The sequence below is a fragment of the Clostridia bacterium genome (genome assembly GCA_035561135.1).
GTDB lineage: Bacteria > Acidobacteriota > Terriglobia > Terriglobales > Acidobacteriaceae > DATMYA01.
Map to the genome: position 1 here is coordinate 61,015 of DATMYA010000048.1, position 17,670 is coordinate 78,684.

A 17,670-nucleotide genomic window follows, 5' to 3' on the forward strand; every position below is an offset into this window, starting at 1 on the left:
GATACTTTCAGAGGCGAGTTATTAAATTAGAAATGTGACGTCTGCCACAAGGTATGGTGACTTAACGGCATTGACGAAATGCCAATTCTGCTTGGTAGCTCGGAAGCGCGAGAGAACTCGTGCAGCAGGCGTGGCGCAAAGGTGCGGTATGGCGTCCCATGACTGACGAACATTTACAACGCGGGATCGAACTGCTGAATGCACAGCAATTCTTCGACGCACACGAAGAATTGGAAAATGCCTGGCGTGCCGCTCCCCCGGACTACAAGCTGTTCTACCAGTCGCTCGTGCAGGTAGCGGTAGCGATGCACCATTGTTCGAAAGGAAATCTGAGGGGCGGGCGCTCAGTCCTTGACCGCGCGGTTCGCAACTTGGTCGCTTCCGCGCGCGCGTCCGCCGGATTTGATGCAAGCGGATTGCACGAGCAGCTCGTGGTCTGGCAATCGGCTTTGGCGAACGGCGGGGAGTTTCCGCCATGGCCGCAGGTGCGCATGACGGTTTGATCCACCGCAGGCGCAGGTAAATAAGTCAGCGCAAACGCACACATCATAAGACGGTGTGACGGCGAGTGCTAAAATCGCGTTTTCAGCGAGCATCGTCTTCGTGTACATCAGTCGTAGAATGTGCGCGTCGCTAAATCCAACATTAAGGGTCAAGTTTGAGCGAAGCTTCCAAGACCACCGCAAAAACGAGCGCGGCTTCTCCTAGGGCTGGCGCAGGTGTTCCGCTGCTTGATTTGCGGCGGCAGTACGCAACCATCCGCGAAGAGGTGCAGGCTGCCATTGGGCACGTTTGCGAGACCCAGCACCTGGTCATGGGCGAAGAGGTCGCGAAGTTCGAGCGCGAGGTCGCACAGTTCACCGGCGCGGCCGATACAGTTTCGTGCGCTTCCGGCACCGACGCGTTGTGGCTGGCGCTGCAAGCCAGCGGCATAGGACCGGGCGACTCCGTTATTACGACGCCGTTCAGTTTTTTTGCTTCGGCGAGCACGATCGTGCGTTGCGGCGCGCGTCCTGTGTTTGTGGACGTTGAACCGTCAACACTGAATCTCGATCCTGAGCAGGTGTTGCGCCGCGTGAAACTCCGTGGCGACGGATCGCTGCGCGCCATTATGCCGGTACACCTTTATGGACAGTGCGCGCGCATAGACCAATTCCAGGACATCGCCGCGGAACACAAATTGACCATTGTGGAAGACGCGGCACAAGCATACGGTGCTGCCTGGCGCGGCAAGCGTGCCGGTTCCCTCGGCAACGCCGCTGGCTTCAGCTTTTACCCAACGAAGAACCTGAGCGCATTTGGCGACGGTGGTTGCGTCACGACCAGCGACCCTGAACTGGCGGCGCGTATGCGCAGGCTGCGGAACCACGGCAGTGACCGGCGCTACTACCATGAAGAAATGGGGTGGAACAGCCGGCTCGACGCGCTGCAGGCTGCGGTGCTGCGCGTGAAGATGAAGCACATTCAGCAGTGGAACGAGCGACGCCGGCAAGTAGCCGATTTGTACGATCGACTATTCGAAGAAGCCGGACTCTCGCACGGGCGTCCGCTGCCGGGCGAAGTGCCTCTCGCAAACCCGGCGGCGCCGGTACGGCTCCTCAGTACGGCAGGCGAGGCGTACCACATCTTTCATCAATATGTTGTGCGCGTACCGAAACGCGACGAACTTCGCCAGTTCCTTGCCGACCGCAAGATCGGCGCGGAAATCTACTACCCGGTGCCGCTGCATCTGCAGAAGTGTTTCGCCTACCTTGGATACGGTCAGGGCGATCTGCCGGAAGCAGAGCAGGCGGCGAAGGATGTGCTCGCGTTGCCGGTCTTCCCCGAACTTACAGAGGACGAACAGCGAACCGTCGTGCAAGCGATTGCACAGTTCTACAGCTAATCGAGCAACGTTTCTGAAACTCCTTCCAGAGCGAAGGGCGTAAGCTCGAATTCGAGGGATCCATTTTTCCAGCACGGTGCTGATGAAAGGGATCCTTCGACTCCGCGCCGTCGTCGATCCGCTCAGGAGGACAACGAAACTCGCTGAGGCAACCCAGCTCAGTAGCTCAGTGGTTCAGCAGCCAGCTCGACATTCTGTGCGTTGTAGATGCGTTCGCAGATGGCGCGATACTGCATGTATTGATTGTGAAGCAGCGGTTCTTCGATCGTACCTCCCATGGCTTTCGCCGCCATCTTCATGTAAGCGCATCGGAAAATTCCGTATGCGAGGAGATACGCTTTCAGGCGCGGACGCGGGTCGTCCCCGGAAATGTTTTTGTATCGCGCGAGAAATGTTTCGGTAGCTGCGCTCCCAAGGCCCCATTCGACGATGGTGCCGGCGAGGTCCCATGCGATGTCGCAAGGGCCGGGAAAGAAGTGATCGTCACCGTGCGTAGCAGCGTCGAGTTTGAGCGCCTCCCCGCTACTGGTCAGGAACCACTTGTGCGGCAACATGCGACCGTCGGCCACGACCGGGCGCGCCAGTTGGAGCAGAGCTTCTTCGCCGAGCTCAATTCCGAATTCCGTCTTCCAGTCGAAGCGAAGCATACGTTCGAGATCCGATGGCTGTTCGGCTTCCGGATGGATGGCGCACGCTCGAAACGCGCAGTAGTCGGCCATTCGCTGAAGAATCGTGTTCGATAGATCGCTATGGAGCGCAGGGCGTCCGCTGAGGTACTGGTAACAGCCAAAACCAGCGAAGTTGCCGAAGTAGCCGGGCGCAAATCGTGCGAGAGCGAGTTGCGCGGACCGCCGCCCTACCTCCGCGCCATACCGGCCATATCCTTCGAACCGAAAGATGCGTTGCCGATCGGCGGAGAGAAATTTGAGCGGCTCCATTTGAGTCCATGAGCCAGGCTGCGAATCGGCTGGAAGGAAGTGCTTCCTCCATGCTCCACCGCCAAGTGGAGTCCCCGCACCTTCCGGCAGATAGCGCTCGTCGGAGGTGAAGAATGAGCGAAAGCGCGCCCACCGAACCGCCGCGTCGGACGCGCGCAGAGCGCCCGGATCGGGCTGGCGTGTGCCGAGGAACGTAATCTTCGCTTCATCGACGCCAGCGCCAAGGAGAGCTTCGCCCGTGGCGAGAAACGATGATCCGCTGAGGCCTGGTCCCTCATCGACGATCAGGAAATCTGAAGAACGAAGTTCATTCACCCACGCTAACTGCTGAGCGGAAAACTTCAGCTCCCGATTGTATGGGTGGCCGCTGGGCCTCACGGTAATGCGTTCTGCTTCAATCCCCTGACGCCGAAGTGCCGCAAGCACAACCGCGCTGAGCGTGGTTCCAATGCTGCGAATTCCGACAACTCCGGCCGTTTGCGAACGGTGATTGCAATCGTTATGCCGATGCGTCAGTTCCAGACGCGAGACAAGATCGGCGAACTTGAGCGGGTTCAGCGCATAGTATGCGAAGCTCTCGGGGATGGAAACCCGGACAGTGCCGCACAACTCGATACTTGCAAGTTGCTGTCGCAGTACTTCGGACCGGGCAATGCTGGAACCGATGAGCGCGGCGGCGAGCGCGTCGGTAATCGCCGCGGCAACGGGGACGTGGATGGAATCAGCGTCGGACAAGGCACATTCCAGTTCACCGGCCCAGAGAATCGCATCGAGCAGATGCTCGCGATCGCAGCACGACGCGAGCGCCTGCAAGGACATCGCAAGACCTGCGACCAGCCACTTACCTGTAACGAGCTTCCGCCCGTCGCGGAAGACCCACATGTTCCAGCCCGAGTTGTCCATGTTGTCAGTCGAGAACGTGCATCAGGCGGCACGCTTCTTTGTGCCACGCGGAGAGCGAGACACGTCGCCATCTTTGTCGATGAAATATAGGAATTGGTTGTCGCGCTCGACGGCATTCTCGACCAAAACTTTGGAGTCGCCTTTGCCTGACTTCGGCTTCTGGCAAACGTTGCCGTTTCCGTCGATGAAATAGAGAAAGGTCTTATAGTCCCGCTGGAGGTTCAGCTTTTTAACTTTTTCGGCCATTGGCCCCTCCGACCGATTCCTTGGATTCGGCGCACGCTCGCTCTGTTGCCGCCCCGCAAAACGTTCGTAGAGCAAAAGTGGAGACAACTCGGAACGCCTCTGGTTTCGGATGCCGGTGCACCCGTCTCTATCGGTGTGTGGCGCATCTTCCGCCGTAACGGAAGGCGCTTGGTCATGAATAATATGCATGAAGTTGCGCCGGAAGTTACTCGTTGGCGCAACCGGCGCGCCCCGAACAAGGCGATCGACTCTAGCGGCGGCGCTTACGTACGGACTTGGAAGTGCTCGCTTTATCTTTCGTAGCCTTGGTCGAAGCAAGCTTCCGCTCCTCTTCGCCGGGGGCGAGTACACGTTTGACGATAGGACCGTTCAGCTTGTACTTGCGCTCTGCGACTGAGCCATCCTCGTTCTTGGCATGCACGGTGAAGGTGGGCAGCATGCCTTCTTTTTCGAAGTTCTCGGTGCTGGTGGTAACCGGAAACAAGCCGAAGAGGTTGCGTTCGCGGTAAGCAGTCTCGTACCGATGCTTTCTTACGTTCCAGGTGAAGATGCGAACCTGGTTGAAGTCGAAAGGCATTCCGTCTTTGTTCTCGGAAAAGAGAACGACGTACTGCGGCACCTGCTTCTCCGCGTCTTGAACGACGTTGAGGATGAAGGCAGCCTGGATGCGCTGGCCTTCCGAATACTGCGCAATCTCGAGCGGCACGTCGAGGTCTATCATGCGCGCTAACACCCAACCGACGTTCCCCTGCGCATTGCGCACGAGCCAGAAGTCGTCGTACAGCTTGGGCGCTGCCGGTGGTTCGCGATCTGGCTGCCCGTTTTCTCCTCCACTGCTTGCAGTATTGCCGGCGACTGGTTTTATTGCAGGCCTGGCGACCGGCAGTTTGGATTTGCGCTCGGTTGTGGCGCGCCGCAGAACTTCTACTTTTTCGCCTTCGGCGAGTTGATAAAGTTTCTGGGTGTCGCGCCCAACGCTCATATGCATATTGAGTTCGGCGCGGGCGGAGCCGTGTCCCTGCAGAGGCGTGGCGCGATTTTCCTCAGCAAGCTTCTGGAAAGTGTTGAAGACGTCTTCGCCAACCAGGTAGCGTTGTTCCATCCAGCCTTCTTCACCACGCGCAGTGCGCACGCGGACAAAGCGCTTCTGACGGTCCAGTATCTCGACCTTGTCGCCGTTCTTAACGATCGCTATCTTGTTGTAAAGCGCGGCGACCCGATCACGCAGGTTGACCTGCGGCGCAGCGACGTATGCAACTTCATTCGAACGTAGCGGACCACTTTTACAGGCGGCGAGCGACAGGAGAAGTGCACCGAAAAGGATGAGGCAAAAGCGCGCGGTGAGGCGCGACCAGGAACGGACGCCAGTTGCGAAAGGGGATTTCACGGCTACGACAAGAATATACCGGACAGACCACAAATGACGGAATAGAAGAACTACACTAGTCCGGGCGCTGATTGAGCCGTTCATTCGCTAAGGCGTAACTGAACCGAGGCGGAGACAAATCTTGATTACCAACCTCAATCTTGTACAATCAATAGGATGTCACGTGTGCATGTGACGTTCTTTTTGGGTCATCATGGGCTACGCGGCATCTAAGATATTGAAGTTATTTACGTCGGCTTCAACAACCCCGGCGATGGCAGCCAGAATTGGTTGAGCGCACCGCCTGGAGCCGCTGAACAGCTTTCAACATCCCCGTTTTGGCCGTTCTAGCGACCGAAACTGAAGGCGAGTAGAAGACATTGGCTATTGCTGTCGATACAAAGGCATCGCTGAGCGATGCATCGTGCTCCTTGGACAACTACCTGATTCTCCCGGATCACTCGATGGATGCGCGCATCCTTGCGGCCAGGGAGAAACTCGGCGGCGAGTGTGTCGTTCTGGGGCATCACTATCAACGCGACGAGGTCATTCGCTTCTCCGACATACAGGGCGATTCATACCGGCTGTCGCAGCAGGCCGCGCGCGCGCAGGGGCGCTACATCGTCTTCTGCGGAGTGCACTTCATGGCGGAGAGCGCCGATGTGCTGGCGCGTCCGGGACAGGTCGTAGTGCTGCCAGACCTGAATGCCGGCTGCTCGATGGCCGACATGGCAGATGTCTCGCAGGTGGAAGACTGCTGGGACCAGTTAGTGTCGCTCGGAATCACCACGGAGGATGGGCAAGGCATCACGCCGATCACGTACATGAATTCGACGGCTGCCATCAAGGCTTTCTGCGGCGAACGCGGCGGAGTGGTATGCACGTCCTCCAATGCGCGCGGTGCTTTCGATTGGGCACTGACGAAAAATGAAAAGATCCTCTTCATGCCGGACCAGCACCTCGGACGCAACACGGGCTGCGCAATGGGAATTCCGCTCGACGACATGGTGGTTTGGGATCCGTACATGTTACAGGGCGGGCAGACGGCGGAAAGACTTCGCAAAGCGAAAGTGATCCTCTGGAAGGGCCACTGCTCGGTGCATCAACGCTTCCTGCCGGAACACGTTGACAACGTCCGCGCGAAGAATCCGGCAATCAAGGTAATTGTGCACCCGGAATGTCGATGGGAAGTGTGCCAGAAGGCCGACGACATCGGATCGACGGATAAGCTGCGCAAAATAGTGCGCGAATCTCCGGCAGGCGCGGCTTTCGCAATCGGCACTGAGATTCATCTCGTGAACCGGCTTGCCAAAGAGAATCCCGACAAGCAGATCATCACCCTCGATGATTCAGGTTGCCTGTGCACCACGATGTATCGCATCTCTCCGCAGCACCTATGCTGGGCCCTGGAGAATTTAGTGGGCGGGAACGTGGTAAACCAGATCAAAGTGAGCGATGACGTAAAGCACTGGGCACAAGTTGCACTCGGCCGAATGCTGGAAATCCAGTAATAAACTTCCGGCAACAAACGTCCTGGCGCTTCGGCGGCACGGCCGGTTACGCGTTAGAATAAATCTACATCGCATGCCGGAACGGACATTCACATATAACGAAGCTCTGTCGCTGCTACCCATACTGGAGTCCTTGCTGCGCACCTCGATCGAAAGCAAGCAGACCATAGAGGAAATCGATGCCGAGTTCACCCAGGTGAACGAGCGCATCCTGATGGCCGGTGGAATGCTGCTGGACGTTGAGCGCTATGCGCGGCGGAAAGCCGAACGGCACAAGGCCATTCGGCGGGCCAAGGATGCGCTGGCAGAAATCCACGCCATGGGCGTGCAGGTCAAGGATCTCGACATAGGACTCTTGGACTTCCCCTGCGTGGTGGGCGAGGAAGTTGTCCTGCTGTGCTGGAAAATGGGTGAGACCGGCATTACACATTGGCATGGCACGGACGAAGGATTTTCCGCGCGCAAACCGATTGACGAACGCATCTCGCGCGCAGGCGGTGGGCGCACGAACTAAGTCTCGTCCGGCAACTCGCGGCGCCCAGGTGGCGCCTTTTGTTTTGTCCGCCGAAAGACAATTGCTTCGCATTCGGGCGCGCCGGTTCGGCCGCGAAAAAATGAGAGTTGCCCTATTTTGTTAAAATCCTCGCGTTGCGCTGCGAGATGGCAATTGGGTGCGGCGCGGGGGGGGTGTGATGTTTTCGAGCTTCCGTACCACGGGCGGCCTTTTCCGTAGTTCTTCGATGGCATGCGTGTTGGTGGTCCTGCTCGGATTGCTCGCCTGCGACGACTTCTTCCCTTCCGAGCGGTCGCTTGACCACATCGACGTGGCACCACTGAATCGATTCCTGAAAACTGCCGAAACGCAGCAGATGACCGCGACTGGCGTATTGGGAAATGGCGAATCGAGCGACCTGACAAGCTCGGCAACATGGACGAGTTCGGATACGAACATCGCAAGCGTCAGCGCCAGCGGTCTTGTCACGGCAAATGCCGCGGGCTCGACGACAATCACAGCGGCTTCCGGCAGCACTACCGGGTCGACGCTGGTGAACGTATTCGCGAGCACCCTCCAGAGCATTCAGATCACGCCCAATAATCCGGCAATCGGCGTAAGTGCCACGCAGCAATTCACTGCTACCGGCACATTCCAGGACAACTCCACGCAAAACATCTCGACACTTGTGACCTGGAGCTCCTCGGACACAGCCATCGCAACCATCAGCAGTTCCGGTCTTGCCACGGCCGTTGCAACGGGCACGAGCACGATCACGGCGACGGCCAGCAATGCTTCCGGACAGGTTACCGGGACCGTTACGCTGACGGTGAACTCCTTCTAACGGGGCACCCCGGCTCGGCGTTTGGGCATGACAACGTCGGCACTTTGTTATGATCGCCTGCTCGTCGCGGGTTTTCCACACCCGCCTGTACGCCAGCACTCATCTATGACAGAAATTCGGAAGATTGGAATTTGCACGGGCGGTGGCGATTGCCCAGGGCTGAACGCGGTAATCCGCGCCGCCGTCAAGACCGCCATCCTGAAGTACCGCTGGCAAGTGATCGGCATACGCGATGGCTTCGATGGGCTGATCTGGCCGGAGAAGGTGCAACCGCTCAGCCTGCAGGACGTGAGCGAAATCCTGCCCAGGGGCGGGACAATCCTGGGGACAACGAACCGCGGCAACCCGTTCGCCTACAAACTCGATTCGGACGGCGGCACAGAGACAGTACGCGACTTTTCCGACGACGTGATCCGCAACGCAAAAGCACTCGGACTGGATTGCCTGATTGTCATCGGCGGCGATGGAACTCAGAGAATCGGCCTGGAGCTTTCGCAAAAAGGACTGAAGGTGGTGGGCGTACCGAAGACGATCGACAACGATCTCTCGGCAACGGAGATCACGTTCGGGTTCGACACGGCGCTGCACACGGCAACGGACGCGATCGACAAAATCCATACCACGGCTGAATCGCACCACCGCGTGATGATCGTTGAGGTGATGGGACGCGACGCGGGGTGGATCGCTCTAGAGGCCGGCATCGCCGGTGGCACGCACGTTATCCTGATTCCAGAAATTCCGTTCTCTATCCAGAAGATCTGCGACCACATCCAGCAGCGAAGTATCTTCGGGAGGAAGTTCACAATCATCTGCATCGCGGAAGGCGTGAAAATTCCGGAAGACTTGAAGGCGCGCTTCGAAGAAGAAAAACGCCAGTTCTCGCGTGCAGGTGCAGTCGGAAACCTGATCGGCGACGCTATCGCGAAGTGCTCGCGAAAGGAAGTACGCGTCACCGTGCTGGGACATGTGCAGCGCGGCGGATCGCCCTCACCCTTCGACCGCATCCTGAGCACTCGGTTTGGCGTCGCGGCCGTGGACCTGATCGCCAAAGGCGGCTTTGGAAAAATGGTCGCCTTGCGAGATGCGAAAGTGCGAGCCGTGGACATCGCCGAGGCGATCGGCCGGATGAAGATCGTGGACCCGAACGGCGAGATGGTGCAAACCGCAAAGTCCATCGGCATCAACTTCGGCGACGGAACCACGTTCTAGCCTGCATTCGGCTGCATGGCCCAGAATGCGGCTGCCCCAGCCCTCTTTCAAGGATGATGAATGCCTGCCTTGGAAGCGACGAGGTTAGCCGCCGATGTGTACCATGGTGCGGGAGGCGCGCTGGAACTCGGGTTCGCCGATGTGGTGGCGCTCTTCCTTTTTATCAACCGCGCCGACGATGAACTCACGCATCTCGTCATCAGAGGCGCCGCCGCGGATGAGGGCATGAAGATCGTGCTCGACCGCCGAGAAAAGACATGTGCGGAGTTTGCCGTCCGAGGTCAGACGCACACGAGAGCAGTGTCCGCAGAAGGGATTGGACACGGGCGCGATGACGCCGATCTCGCCGTCGCCATCGCCTAAAACGTAACGGCGAGCGGTTTCGCTAGGTGCGCGTGGCACTTCGCAAATCGGCATGACTTCAGAGATGCGCGCCAGGATTTCCTTAAGAGTAACGACGATTCCGGGTGACCATACGCGGTCCTCTTCCAGCGGCATGAATTCAATGAAGCGAACGACAACGCGCTCTTCGCGCGCGAAATGCGCGAATGGAACAATCTGGTCTTCGTTGAATCCGCGCAACAGAACGCAATTAACTTTGACGGGAGCGAGTCCTGCGTCGCGCGCCACGCGTACCCCAGCCAGGACTTTCTCGTATGCGCCAGCAACACGCGTAATGCGTTCAAAACGCTCCGCTGAAACGGCATCCATGGAGACGGTGACGCGCTTCAGTCCGGCGCGGACGAGTGGCTCGGCCAAATCGGCGAGCAGGTGTCCATTGGTCGTGATGGCGAGATCAAGCGGTTGTCCGTCTTCCGTGCGTAGCTGTGCGAGATCGCGGACAAACTCCACAACGCCGCGGCGGAGCAGAGGCTCCCCGCCAGTGATGCGGATTTTCGAAATGCCGAGCGAGACAAAAACACGCGCCATGCGCAAGTAATCGGCGACGGGAAGATCGGCGAAGAGAGCGCCTTCGCGTCCAGTGCGGCAATAGACGCATTTGTAATTGCACCGGTCGGTCACGGAGATTCGCAGGTCCGTGATCTGTCGTCCGTACTTGTCGATAAGGTGCATGGAGCCATCACCGCCATCGCTCAACATCGAGCCTAATATCTGAGCGTAAATCCACAAATCCAAAACTGGAGGAAAGAGGCGGGCTGGGGACAGATGCGGTCCTGGCACTCGCGTTTCCTTTCCAAATACGGGAGGCGGGGACGTTTCCATCCACAGCCCTCGGCTTCACGCATGCAACAGAGCCACGCACAAAGCACCGCCGACGCGCCCGGGTATCCCCTGAGGGCAACGCCGATCGGAAACACATGTTAATTATAGGACAGCGGGGCGATAAGGGGAATCAGTTGTAGCGGTGCGGGGGCTTGTACGAAAACAGGGAGTCCACGGCTGGGCTCCCTGTAATGACAGAGATGCGCATCAGGACTTGCTTTTGTCAGTCTTGACGCCTTCTGTTCTATCTCGGTCCTTATTATTTCTGTCGTGTTCAGATGCGCGAATTTCTTTGTGCGCGCTGTTCATCGCATCTTTTGCCTTGTCAGGCGCCACGCCGAGATCCTGCAACGACTGGCCAAGCGACTTGCCGGACTTCATTTCGCCCAACACCTTACTGGTGTCGAGATTCAGGTTCTTGGAAACGACAACAGCTGAGGCGAACTGGCCGAAATTGCGGGCCCCACTGTCCTTGTACATCTGCTCGAGTTGATCTCCGGTCATTCCGGACTTGTGTTGAAGCATCTCCCAAGCGCCGGATTGCTTCGCCGTCTCATCCAAGTCGCGGCGGTGCGTGCGTGCTCGATCGCGATTCATGTCACCAGAGTGGTCACGTTGCGGCACATCCTGCCCCATACCAGTGCCTTGGCCCATGCCGCCGCCCTGGCCCATTCCGCCACCCTGCCCCATATTGCCGCCTTGGCCCATTCCGCCGGGATTCCCACGGCCCATGCCGCCCTGCCCGCGCCCCTGACTGAAGGCTGGCCTGGACGCACAAACCATCACAACGGCCATAAACATCACAACCACAAGTCTGCTCTTCATGTGAATTTTCTCCAGAGTGTGATTTGGCCAGAGGTACTTCTTGCGCTAGCGGATGTATAGGCTCGTCCCTCGGTCGATTTGGGAGCAGATCCATCGTCGGGCTAACGCCCTCCGTAGTGACATGCTAAGTGTGGCGAACATCTGCTTTCCAAACCATTGAAGTGGCCGAAGACAAGCCAACCCACCCCTCAGTGCAGTAGAACGCAAGCGCAGGGAGAAAGTTTCACAACTTCTGCATTATTTTCTTCGCATCATTTTCTAAGCACTTAGGTGGAAACTGCTTTCGATGTGCGCGCCACCCAGTCAGCACTCGGAAGCACGTCGGCAAAGCGGAGTTGCTGCGTGACCAGAATGGCGCGGTGGAGTTCTTCGGCGGTGACTGACCCTGCACTGTTGCTGAACGCTAGCGTTCCGGTGGCGTCGGAAAGAAACTCGACGTTGAAGCCGAGGTGTACGGCTTCTCGCGACGTCGTATCGCAACACATCTGCGTCATGTAGCCAGCAATGACAACCGTATCAATGTTGCGCTCGCGGAGAAAACCCTCGAGTTCCGTGCCCGTGAAGCTGCCGGGCAGGCTCTTGTGAATAAGCGCGTCATGAGGTCTCGCGGCGACGTCCGGGTGAAGCTCCCATTCTGGAGTTCCCTTCCGGAACGTAGCGGAATCGGGCTGCGGTGCATTGTGCTGAACGAGCACGATCGGTATGCCCGCGGTACTGGCGGCATCCATCACTCGCAGGATTTTCGCAAGCGAGTTGGCAGGATAGGTGACGGGTAGCTTGCCAATGAAGTACTCGTTCTGGACGTCGATTACCACAAGAGCGCGGTTCATACGTTCATTTCATCACACTTGCCGACGCGAGGCTCATCCGTTCGGCAGATTTCGCTGAAGCCATTCTTCGAACTCGCGTAGCAGCGGGGAAATGTGGGCGGGGCAGACGCCCGCCCCACATCGGAGCAGATTACATTCCGTCGTAGTTGGGTCCGCCGCCGCCCTCAGGCGGCACCCAGGTGATGATCTGGTACGGGTCCATGATGTCGCACGTTTTGCAATGCACGCAGTTCGACGGATTGAGATGGATTTCTTTGCCGCCGGGGACGTCGCCCGAATCCATCATCTCGTAAACATTGGCCGGGCAGAAGAACTGGCAAGGGTTGCCGAATTCTTTTGTGCAGCGCGTGGAGCAGACATTCGTGTCGTGAATGACCAGGTGCGCCGGCTGATCCTCTTCGTGCTTGGTACCGGAGTGGTAGAGGTCCGTGAGCTTGTCAAACGTCAGCTTGCCATCACCCTTCGCCCAGCCGAGGAACTGCTCCCGCTCGGCGGCAGAACCCCAGGCGTCCCAAACGTACTTCATGCGTTGATGTCCGGCATGCGCCGGATAGCGTTCACGCATACCGGCTCCGCCCGTGATCTGCTGTAGCCCGGCGTGGAGCATCCCGGATAGCAAGCCCTGCTCGAAGCCCTGGTGAAAATTCCGGACCTTGTAAAGTTCCTCTTTGATCCAACTGTTATCGACGCGCTCCTTGAATTTCATGAGCTGCGCGGCGGAGAAGTTTTCCGCCTGCAACGCTTCGAATGCAGTTTCGGCTGCAAGCATGCCGCTCTTGATCGCAAGATGGATGCCCTTGAGGCGCTGCGAATTCAGGAAAGCAGCAGAATCGCCGATGATCATCCATCCGTCGCCGGCGAGCGGAGGCATCGACCACCAACCGCCATACGGCAACGCCTTCGCGCCGTAGCGGATCATCTTGCCGCCTTCGAGCAGGCGACGAATGAACGGATGTTGCTTATAAGCCTGTAGTACGTGATGCGGATCGGTCCGCGGGTCAGGGTAGTCGAGTCCCGTGACATAACCGAGGGAGACGATGTTGTCTTTGCCACCGTAAATCCACGCGCCGCCATATTCCTTTGTGGTCAGCGGATAACCCATCGTGTAGATGACTTCGCCGGGAGCGATGCGTCCACTCGGAACCTCCCATAGCTCTTTTACGCCGACGCCATAGGTCTGCGGGTTGCGCTCTTCGTCAAGCTGGAAGCGTCCGACGAGTTGCTTCGTCAGCGAGCCGCGCGGGCCTTCGGCGAGGATGAGGACCTTGGCCTTGAGATCGTAACCGGGCTCGAAGTTCGACTTGGGCTGATTCTGCTTATCGACACCTTTGTCGTCCGTGCGAACGCCGACAACCTTGTTGTCTTCGATCAAAAGTTCGCTGCCGGCGAATCCCGTGAAAATGGTGATGCCGGTCTCTTCGACTTTTCCGCCAAGCCACTTGACGAACCGATTTAGCGAGATGACGTAGTTGCCGTGATCGCGCAACGGCGGCGGCGTGATGGGCGCCTTGAACTTCGATTTGCGCGTCAGGTAATAAACGGCTTCGCGCGTGACGGGCGCGTCGAGCGGCGCTTCTTTCTCGAAGCCGGGCAACAGCTCACGCATCGAACGCGGGTCGAGCAGCGCTCCGGAAAGCGAGTGCTGACCGATTTCACGAGCCTTCTCGAGTACATAAATGTTTTCCTTCGAGAGCTGCGCGTCGGGGTTCTTGGCGTTGTGCTCTTCGATGAGTTGAGAGAGGCGCAGGGCACAGGCCATGCCTGCCGGTCCGCCGCCAACGATGACGACATCGGCTTCCATCTGCGGGTGCTCGACGCCGGGAATCGGTTTGCGAAAAACGATCATAAGTAGCTCGTTTCGAAAATTTGCAGATAGCGAAATTCTTTAGGCCATTACGATTTGTTAACCAGTCACAGCGTACCCAGCGTCTCTCAATCCGCACAGGATCTCTAGCCCTTGCGGCCACGGTTCACAGCCAGCACCGGCGTTGATGTGGCAGGCTTCGCCGACATCGATCAGTTCAGCACCCCAGCATCTTGCAAAGTAAGATGCGCGTTCGAAGCTGGCCCATCGATCTCGGGAATCGTGAGGATGGTCGGTGTCATTTGTAAGTACTACACGCACGCGTCAGCGCTTCCAGCGCGAAACGCATGACGTCATGCCTACGCACCCTTGGTCTTCTTCACTTCTTCGATAAGCGGCGGCACGATGTCGAAGATGTTGCCCACAACGGCGAAGTCGCTGATCTCGAAGATAGGCGCCTCGCTGTCCTTGTTGATGGCGATGATCGTGCGCGAGCCCTTCATGCCCACGATGTGCTGGATGGCGCCGCTGATTCCGAGTGCGAGGTAAAGTTTGGGCGCGACCGTCTGGCCGGACGAACCTATCTGACGATCCATCGGAAGCCAGCCGGAGTCGCAGATTGGGCGTGAAGCCGCGATTTCGCCGCCGAGTGCTTCCGCAAGCTGCTTCGCCATCTCGATGTTCTTCTGTTCCTTGATCCCGCGCCCGACAGAGACAATCACCTCGGCTTGCGAAAGATCGACGGCCTGCTTGGCTTCCTTAAACACGTCTTCGGGCTTGTTGCGAATGGCGTCGTCGGCGACGTCGAGATTGACGGTTTCAACGCTCGCGGGCGAAGGTCCGTCCTGCACCTGATCGCCACGGAAGGCCCCCGCCTGGAAGGTGGCGAACCAAGGGCCGGGGCCAGTGAAGCTTACGTCGGCTGCGAATTTGCCCTGGAACATCAGGCGCATGAAGATCAGCTTTTCGCCGTCCTTCCTGTATCCGATACAGTCGCTGATGAGCGTGCTGTTGAGCGCCGTCGCGAGCTTCGGTGCGAAGTCGCGCACCTGGTACGTGTGCGGCATCAAGACGAGTCGCGGCTGGCGCTGTTCGACGAACTGCTTGAGTACGGCGACAAAAGCGTCCGGCGTGTAGCGCGTCAGCTTCGGCGACTCGACCTCGTAAACCTTGGCGACCTTGCATGGCGCAATCTCTTTCGCGATGTCGCCAACGCCGGAGCCGACGACTGCGGCTTCCAGGGTCCAGCCGGTATCGGCGGCGATGGCCTGCGCGGCTGTCAAAGTCTCTAACGAGACGCGGTTAAGCTTTCCCTCACGCTGCTCGACGACGACAAGGATAGTTTCAGCCATTAGAATTCCTGCTCTTCCTTTAAAGTTAGGCCCTTTACCAGGAAACCTATCCCGACTGTGACTTCAATCAACAGCGCAGCCGCAAGAACATATGCGGCCGTGCCCAGTTCTCCGCGGAAAAGTTTCATGACCGGAATAGAAAGCGTCAGAGGCGTGCCGATAAAGATGGTGCCGATACTGATGTAACGGTGCTTCGTCGAGAGAGCTTGCACCTTCCCGGCCGCCTTCTGCGTTGTTTTAGCTTTCATTCGCTATTTTTCCTTTTGCGGACACGAAGACCAAGGATGTTGAGAACCAGGCCAGCCACCGCCAGCGTGACAGCAATCTCGACCATCGTGAGCCGTCCGAGCCTGATAGCCGACGGGTTGAAGAACATGACCAAGGCAGCGAATATCCAGCAGAGCCATCCGATGAGAATGAGACTCGTACCGGTCTCGCGACGTTCTTCTTCTGCGTCCTCTCCTGCGGGTTTCACTCCGGGTTCCGGCATCACAGCCTCCAAAAAGAAAGCCTGCTTGCTGCCTTCGAGCGAGAACCATTTCCCTGCCTGAGATCGACTCACCTGCCACGACTGCGCTTCACGGAACCAGCGACCAGCAGCGTGAATCCAATCACTCCTAAAATGGCTACCAGCCACAGCCAACTTTGCGACCCGTCGCGTATGGCGGGGAAAGCATAGATTCCCAGCAGGGCGTCCACGGCCAGCACTAACCATCCAAGTGTCAGCAGGAGAGATCCTGTGCGCTGCGCGTCGATTTCTGCGTCCTGCGTTCTCTGAATCTGAGCCATAACTCACCTGCACTGGTTAGATGCGAATCTCGCAGTTTTGCAGATGACCGGCGAGCGTCAGAGAACCCGCACTTCGTTACGCAGCTTGTCGACGAGTTTTTTTGCTACTTCCGCGGGCGAACCTTCAATCATCTCCGTCTTCTTCGTTTTCTGCGGAATGTACAGGCGTTCGATCTTCTGCAGGTTATCGCCGATGGACGCCTTCACTTCGTCGAGCGTCACCTTGCGCAGCGGCTTGTTCTTGGCCTGCTTTATGCCGATCAGCGTCGCGTACCGAAGTTTATTAATGCCGGACTGGATCGTCAGGACGGCAGGCAACGGCATGTTGACAAACTGGAAAAATCCGCCCTCAAGTTCTCGCTTCACCTTGATGCCGCCATCCTGCTTTTCGATCTGCATGATGATGGTCGCGTGCGGCCAGTTCAGTAACTCAGCAAGAAGAACGCCGGTCTGTGCCGCGCCGATGTCATCGGACTGAAGGCCGGTGAAGATAAGATCGAACTGCTCGTCCTTCACCGCGCCGACGATCGCTTTTGCGATGTTGACGGGGTCCATGGTGACAAAGGCGTTGTCTTCAAGATGAATGGCGCGATCGGCACCCTTCGCGAGGGCCTCGCGCAGCACCTGCTGAGCACGCGCTGGGCCAGCGGTTATTACCACAACCTCGCCGCCATGCTTCTCTTTCTGGCGCAGCGCCTCTTCCAGGGCGTATGCGTCAGGCTCGTTCACTTCGTAGGAAACGTCCTCGCGAATCCACGTGCCGGACTCATTCAACTTGAGCGGCGCGTCCTTCTGCGGAACCTGCTTCATGCAAACCAGGATCTTCACAAGCACCTCGTTGACCACGACGTGACAAATTGCACAATTGAAAGTTAGAGGACAGGACGCGGACCACCCCAGGTCCGTGTACAGAACGGGAAAGTATAAATGATTTACTGGAAAATGCAGATGATTCGGTTCGGCGACAGCCCAAGTCGTGCCGAACCAGGCCGGGCTGCCATGACTGTCACCGAGCCAAGCGTCATCCTGAGCACAGCGAAGGATCTGCTGTTCGCAACGTAAGGAGGTCGCGCAAAAACGGCGTGACCTCAGGATGACCCAACAAGGAGTGGGTCTTATCGATTGCCGAAATTGTCCGGGTCGGCAGCCATGCTGGCGCTTGACGCGCCTTCTCCCATGAAAACGACCGACTGAACTCCAGCGACTTCAAACCGCTTGCGGCACCGCATATTCTTGCAGCCCATCAGGTCGTCCCGGCGAACCATGTAGGAGCGCGCCTTTGCGAAGCGAGCACGATCGCGCTCATCGGCACGCGGTGGAAGTTGACGCTTCTTCACCCGAACGGTCCATCCGATATCGTAGTCGGCGCTTTGGCGGCAATGCGGGCACGTGAGGGTATGCTTTTTCGTTTCCTGCCGCTCATCGTAGAACTCGCGCTCTTCCATCTGGCC

The 17,670-nt window shown here is 58.0% G+C and carries 21 protein-coding genes and 1 riboswitch; of the genes, 7 read left to right on the plus strand and 14 right to left on the minus strand.

Annotated elements, in window-relative coordinates:
• The first annotated feature begins 119 nt into the window (after positions 1-119).
• Positions 120-503, plus strand: coding sequence for a DUF309 domain-containing protein (locus tag VN622_09475; protein ID HWR36084.1), 384 nt, complete (start codon positions 120-122; stop codon positions 501-503).
• A gap of 155 nt (positions 504-658) precedes the next feature.
• Positions 659-1,885: a DegT/DnrJ/EryC1/StrS family aminotransferase gene (locus VN622_09480; GenBank protein ID HWR36085.1), complete on the plus strand. Its 1,227-nt coding sequence runs from the start codon at positions 659-661 to the stop codon at positions 1,883-1,885.
• 158 nt (positions 1,886-2,043) lie between these two features.
• Here the strand turns inward: VN622_09480 and VN622_09485 are convergent, their stop codons facing one another.
• The 3 genes from VN622_09485 to VN622_09495 all read right to left on the minus strand — a co-directional run bounded on the left by VN622_09485 (position 2,044) and on the right by VN622_09495 (position 5,359).
• A complete protein-coding gene (locus VN622_09485) occupies positions 2,044-3,726 on the minus strand; it encodes a hypothetical protein (protein ID HWR36086.1) in 1,683 nt (560 codons plus the stop codon).
• 21 nt (positions 3,727-3,747) lie between these two features.
• Positions 3,748-3,972, minus strand: coding sequence for a hypothetical protein (locus VN622_09490; protein HWR36087.1), 225 nt, complete (start codon positions 3,970-3,972; stop codon positions 3,748-3,750).
• A gap of 250 nt (positions 3,973-4,222) precedes the next feature.
• Positions 4,223-5,359, minus strand: a complete 1,137-nt coding sequence (locus tag VN622_09495) for an SH3 domain-containing protein (protein ID HWR36088.1) — start codon at positions 5,357-5,359, stop codon at positions 4,223-4,225.
• Between the two features lie 359 nt (positions 5,360-5,718).
• On the opposite strand from VN622_09495, the gene nadA reads away from it, so the two are divergent.
• From nadA to VN622_09515, 4 genes are all read left to right on the plus strand, one after another.
• Positions 5,719-6,849 carry a quinolinate synthase NadA gene (gene nadA, locus VN622_09500; protein ID HWR36089.1) on the plus strand — a complete coding sequence of 377 codons (1,131 nt, stop codon included), beginning with the start codon at positions 5,719-5,721 and terminating at the stop codon, positions 6,847-6,849.
• 73 nt (positions 6,850-6,922) lie between these two features.
• Positions 6,923-7,363 (plus strand): DUF2203 domain-containing protein, encoded by a 441-nt coding sequence (locus VN622_09505; protein HWR36090.1) that lies wholly within the window; start codon positions 6,923-6,925, stop codon positions 7,361-7,363.
• A 226-nt stretch (positions 7,364-7,589) separates the two neighbouring features.
• Positions 7,590-8,186 (plus strand): Ig-like domain-containing protein, encoded by a 597-nt coding sequence (locus tag VN622_09510; GenBank protein HWR36091.1) that lies wholly within the window; start codon positions 7,590-7,592, stop codon positions 8,184-8,186.
• Between the two features lie 105 nt (positions 8,187-8,291).
• Complete coding sequence (locus VN622_09515; GenBank protein ID HWR36092.1) at positions 8,292-9,395, plus strand: ATP-dependent 6-phosphofructokinase; 1,104 nt, start codon at positions 8,292-8,294, stop codon at positions 9,393-9,395.
• 84 nt (positions 9,396-9,479) lie between these two features.
• Here the strand turns inward: VN622_09515 and moaA are convergent, their stop codons facing one another.
• The 10 genes from moaA to VN622_09565 all read right to left on the minus strand — a co-directional run bounded on the left by moaA (position 9,480) and on the right by VN622_09565 (position 17,047).
• Positions 9,480-10,496 carry a GTP 3',8-cyclase MoaA gene (gene moaA, locus VN622_09520; protein ID HWR36093.1) on the minus strand — a complete coding sequence of 339 codons (1,017 nt, stop codon included), beginning with the start codon at positions 10,494-10,496 and terminating at the stop codon, positions 9,480-9,482.
• Positions 10,497-10,567: 71 nt separating this feature from the next.
• Positions 10,568-10,722: riboswitch (molybdenum cofactor riboswitch) on the minus strand.
• Between the two features lie 104 nt (positions 10,723-10,826).
• Positions 10,827-11,444: a hypothetical protein gene (locus VN622_09525; GenBank protein ID HWR36094.1), complete on the minus strand. Its 618-nt coding sequence runs from the start codon at positions 11,442-11,444 to the stop codon at positions 10,827-10,829.
• Positions 11,445-11,710: 266 nt separating this feature from the next.
• A complete protein-coding gene (locus VN622_09530) occupies positions 11,711-12,274 on the minus strand; it encodes a cysteine hydrolase family protein (protein HWR36095.1) in 564 nt (187 codons plus the stop codon).
• A 130-nt stretch (positions 12,275-12,404) separates the two neighbouring features.
• Positions 12,405-14,120, minus strand: coding sequence for an electron transfer flavoprotein-ubiquinone oxidoreductase (locus tag VN622_09535; GenBank protein HWR36096.1), 1,716 nt, complete (start codon positions 14,118-14,120; stop codon positions 12,405-12,407).
• A 57-nt stretch (positions 14,121-14,177) separates the two neighbouring features.
• A complete protein-coding gene (locus VN622_09540) occupies positions 14,178-14,399 on the minus strand; it encodes an alpha/beta hydrolase (GenBank protein HWR36097.1) in 222 nt (73 codons plus the stop codon).
• Between the two features lie 38 nt (positions 14,400-14,437).
• Positions 14,438-15,430, minus strand: a complete 993-nt coding sequence (locus tag VN622_09545) for an electron transfer flavoprotein subunit alpha/FixB family protein (GenBank protein HWR36098.1) — start codon at positions 15,428-15,430, stop codon at positions 14,438-14,440.
• Positions 15,430-15,678: a hypothetical protein gene (locus VN622_09550; GenBank protein HWR36099.1), complete on the minus strand. Its 249-nt coding sequence runs from the start codon at positions 15,676-15,678 to the stop codon at positions 15,430-15,432. Before VN622_09550 ends, VN622_09545 begins: the two co-directional genes overlap by 1 nt.
• The gene (locus VN622_09555; protein ID HWR36100.1) at positions 15,675-15,920 is read right to left on the minus strand and encodes a hypothetical protein; all 246 of its coding nucleotides are present in this window, start codon (positions 15,918-15,920) and stop codon (positions 15,675-15,677) included. Before VN622_09555 ends, VN622_09550 begins: the two co-directional genes overlap by 4 nt.
• 68 nt (positions 15,921-15,988) lie before the next feature.
• The gene (locus VN622_09560; protein ID HWR36101.1) at positions 15,989-16,219 is read right to left on the minus strand and encodes a hypothetical protein; all 231 of its coding nucleotides are present in this window, start codon (positions 16,217-16,219) and stop codon (positions 15,989-15,991) included.
• 57 nt (positions 16,220-16,276) lie between these two features.
• Complete coding sequence (locus VN622_09565; GenBank protein HWR36102.1) at positions 16,277-17,047, minus strand: electron transfer flavoprotein subunit beta/FixA family protein; 771 nt, start codon at positions 17,045-17,047, stop codon at positions 16,277-16,279.
• Between the two features lie 99 nt (positions 17,048-17,146).
• On the opposite strand from VN622_09565, the gene VN622_09570 reads away from it, so the two are divergent.
• Positions 17,147-17,281, plus strand: a complete 135-nt coding sequence (locus VN622_09570) for a hypothetical protein (protein ID HWR36103.1) — start codon at positions 17,147-17,149, stop codon at positions 17,279-17,281.
• 53 nt (positions 17,282-17,334) lie between these two features.
• Here VN622_09570 and VN622_09575 read toward each other — a convergent pair whose 3' ends face one another.
• Positions 17,335-17,664, minus strand: a complete 330-nt coding sequence (locus VN622_09575) for a hypothetical protein (GenBank protein HWR36104.1) — start codon at positions 17,662-17,664, stop codon at positions 17,335-17,337.
• Positions 17,665-17,670 lie beyond the last annotated feature (6 nt).